The organism is Sphingobium sp. (assembly GCF_033795625.1).
In the GTDB taxonomy this organism is placed as follows: Bacteria; Pseudomonadota; Alphaproteobacteria; order Sphingomonadales; family Sphingomonadaceae; genus Sphingobium.
On the sequence record NZ_JARYGI010000078.1, the window covers coordinates 1 to 3,706 of the forward strand.

At 63.6% G+C, this 3,706-nt stretch carries 3 protein-coding genes; 2 read left to right on the forward strand and 1 reads right to left on the reverse strand.

What is annotated here, in order from left to right; all coding sequences use genetic code 11:
- A partial coding sequence (locus QHC67_RS18580; protein WP_319296633.1) for a Tn3 family transposase occupies positions 1 to 2,386 on the reverse strand: 2,386 nt, incomplete at its 3' end.
- Positions 2,387 to 2,526: 140 nt separating this feature from the next.
- On the opposite strand from QHC67_RS18580, the gene QHC67_RS18585 reads away from it, so the two are divergent.
- Together QHC67_RS18585 and QHC67_RS18590 are read left to right on the forward strand one after the other, a co-directional pair.
- Complete coding sequence (locus QHC67_RS18585) at positions 2,527 to 3,096, forward strand: recombinase family protein (protein WP_319296635.1); 570 nt, start codon at positions 2,527 to 2,529, stop codon at positions 3,094 to 3,096.
- A 72-nt stretch (positions 3,097 to 3,168) separates the two neighbouring features.
- The gene (locus QHC67_RS18590) at positions 3,169 to 3,660 is read left to right on the forward strand and encodes a hypothetical protein (RefSeq protein WP_319296636.1); all 492 of its coding nucleotides are present in this window, start codon (positions 3,169 to 3,171) and stop codon (positions 3,658 to 3,660) included.
- Positions 3,661 to 3,706 lie beyond the last annotated feature (46 nt).

A 3,706-nucleotide genomic window follows, 5' to 3' on the forward strand; every position in this document is an offset into this window, starting at 1 on the left:
TGGACGGATAGGCCGTGACCGGCGCGATCGGCGCGAGCCGCCTGTCGGGAAAGTCGCGCAGGCGCGGGCTGAAGCGAAAACCCAGCATCCGGCACAGCGCGAAGACATGATCGGTCGCCCCGCCGGTGTCGGTGTAATGCTCGACGATCCTGAGATCGGTGCCGTGGCTGGTGAGGCCGTCGAGGACATAGGGCGCCTCATGCGTCGCGGCCGAGATCACTTTGACGTGGTAGGGCGCGCGCTGATCAGAATTATGGGTGTAGAAGCTGAAGCCATGATCGACGCCATAGCGGGCGTTGATATCGCCGCCCGACGCGCCGCGCTTCGCGGCCCTGAAGAACTGGCCATCGGAACTGGACGTGGTGCCGTCGCCCCATACTCGTGAGAATGGCAGGCGGTGGTGCGCGTTGATGAGGAGGGCCAGCGCCGCGCGGTAGCTGTCGTCGCGGATATAGGCGTCATGGGTCCAGAGGAGCTGATCGCGCGTGACGCCCTGACTCGCCGCCGCCATGCGCGACAGGCCGAGATTGGTCGCATCGGCGAGGATCGTGGCGAGCAGCGCGTTTTCATTGGGACACGGCTCGCCGGTACGCAGGTTGGTGAACGCCGCAAGAAAGCCGGTTTCCTGCGCCACCTCATGCAGTAGCTCGGTGATGCGGATGCGTGGCATCATGGCATCGAGCCGGTCGGCCAGCGCTTCGGCGTCGGGCGTCGCGATCGTGCGAACGGGGGATATCTGGAGGCGGTCGTCGCGATATCGCACACCCTCCAGAGCGTCGCGCTTCAGGCGCTGGGCAAATTTCTTAAGCCGCCAGTCAAGTTCGCGGCCCCGCTGTTCGAGCCATTCGCCGGCTGTGGGTGGCAGGCCGAGAGCCGACACGATCGGCTTCGCCTTCGGTTCGCTGAGCAGGTAGTTGTCGAACCGGCGGTATCCCGCCGATCGCTCCACCCAGACATCCCCGGAGCGCAGCTTGTTGCGCAGATGCGCGATTGTCGCGATTTCCCAGAGCCGCCGGTTGATCTTGCCATCATCGCCAACGGCGATTTTCCGCCATTCCTTGCGGAAGGGCATCGGAGCGTCGGCAGGCAGATCGCGTTTGCCCGACCTGTTGAGGTCGCGCAGCATCTCGATGGCGGCGATGGTTTTGGCACTGCCCTTTCCGGCCTTGAACTGGAGCGCCTCGATCAGGTCGGGAGCGAACTTGCGCAACGTCGCATAGCGGTCGGCCGCGACCGTCAGCGGGTCGAGACTGGCGGTTTCCGCGATCGTCGCCACTTCCGGCCTGGCCCTCAGGAGGGTGTTCCACCCGACCGAGGCATCCAGGGCCTCTATAGGGTCTTCGCCGGTATCGACCGCATCGGTGAGCGTGTCGATCGTCCTGCGAAAGAGCAACATCAGTCGCGCCACGTTCTTCGACGTGGTGGCGTAGCTACGCGCCTGAGCGTTCTTCGCGCGGGTGAAGATGCCGCCGATCAGCTTGTCCGTCATCTCCAGGGCGCTATCGGTCAGCCGTTCTTCGAGGTCGAGCAGGAACGCAACCAGCGTGGCGCGCCGCCGGGAGGGAATATAGCGCTCGATCATATATGTAGGCGAAGCGCGGCCTTCCCTGACATATTGCCGAAATCGGTCCTCGTGGACGCGGCCAGCCACGTCCGGAGAAATGCCGATCTTCCGCACCTGCCTCAGCCGGTCGAGGATCTGGCGGACGTGATCGGGCCTGGCCGCGACAGGGATGGTCTTGAGCAACGCGAGCTGACTCATGCTGCCGGCGTCGTCAAAGAGCCGATCGAGGGCGTGGACCTGTTCGGCGCTGAGATCGGCGATCAGAGCGTAGGCGGCCTTCTTGCGGGCGCGGGCACGTCCCGCGCTGCTGGCGCGTTCGATGGTGGAGATGGACGGCAGCAGAATCCTCGCCTCGCGAAGGGCGCGGACAACGCCGGTCGCAATCGTCATCCCCTTGTCGGTCGCCCATGCCGTTGTCGCCGCCGCTTCGATCATGAAGGGGACATCGGCACGGGTCGGACCACGCAGGCCCAGGCGCGCCGCCAACTCTCGGGCATGGTCCGTCATCGTTTGATCCCGCGCGGCATAGTCGGCCAGATCAGTTACGCGCAGGCCAAGCTGCTCCGCGACGAAAGCGGCGAGATCATGGGGTATCACGCCCCTATCACGTATGACCTGCGCGAGCGTGATGCCCGGATGCCGCAAAAGGGCGAGCTGCATCGCAACGCCCAACAGGTTCCGTCGCTCACGCCGCGCGCCGATGATCTCGATATCCGAAGGCTCGAAGCTGTATAGCCCGGCCAGATGGTCTCGGTCGGTCGGGATGGCGAGGATCTGATCGCGCTCGCTCTCGGTCAGGAGTTGATGCTTGCGCCTGGCCATGCCGATTCCCCGTCCACAAAAGGTCTTCTGGGTCTATGGACGGCGATCAGTAAAGAGACATAGTATGTGGACGGCTGGGATGGGGCGAAGCGGCAACCCTTCAGAGCGTCCACAGAACGGCCGTTTGGGAGACACGCGGTATGGGTGATATTCTGGGCTATGCCCGCGTGAGTACCGGCGACCAGGACGTGGCGGGGCAGACCATGCGCCTTGAGAAGGCCGGCGCCATCAAGGTGTTCACCGACGTCATGTCGGGCAAGAGCATGGAGCGGCCCGGTCTGGCCGAGCTGGTCGCCTACGCCCGAAAGGGCGACACGCTGGCAGTGGTCCGCCTCGATCGGCTCGGGCGTTCGCTGGCCGAACTGCTCGCCACAGTCGAGGCGCTGCGCGGTCAGGGCATCGCGCTCCTGAGCCTTGAGGAAAAGATCGACACATCATCAGCCGCGGGGGAACTCATCTTCCATGTGTTCGGGGCCATCGCCCATTTCGAGCGGCGGCTGATCTCCGAGCGGACCAAGGACGGCATCGCGGCCGCACGCGCCAAGGGCAAGCAGCCGGGCCGTCAGCCCCTCGACATGTCCAAGGTGGATGCCGCCATAAAGCTGGTGGACGCCCGCATCTCTCCGACAGAAGCGGCGCGGCAACTCGGCATCGGTCGATCGACCATCTATCGCGAAATGCGCCGCCTTGGCGTGGAAAGGCCTGCCTGAATGTCCAGATTGAAATCCGCTCACGATCTCTCTGGACTGATGAAGTATTTGAGGCGTGCTCCCTGGAACGAGATGATGGACGACATGCTGGTCGCGCATCTTGGCCCGGCATGCGAGGCGACTGATCTTGAGCCTGATGATATCTTCGACGTAATCGGCGACCATTGGGAAGGCCAGCTGTGGGGCTGTGCTTTTGAGGATTTGCTCACACAGGAACTGGAGCCTGACGGCCTTAACCTCGTCGATGAGTATCTCAAGCGCCGGGGCTGGAACGAGAAAGCGCCGAACAAGGCTTATATGCGCGCGCTGCGCGATACGGTGATGTCGCTCTACGAGGTTAGCGAAGTCGTCCCCGGCCAGTCGATGACCTTGCGCGATCTTCTGCGTGATACTGCGCCGGTCACGGTGCGCGAACATAACGCTACGCAGACCCTTGTTAACTGGGATAAGATCGCTGCACGGGTTGTTGATGTGAGCGGGCGCCATGGGATTTCCGGCGCCTTGTTGCCCTTCAGCGCAGATGGGGCCGGGCGAGGGCTCTGTTGCAAAAATCGTGAAGCTTGAGCATGCTTGGCGGAGATTGGACGGACGGAACGATGACGGATTTCAA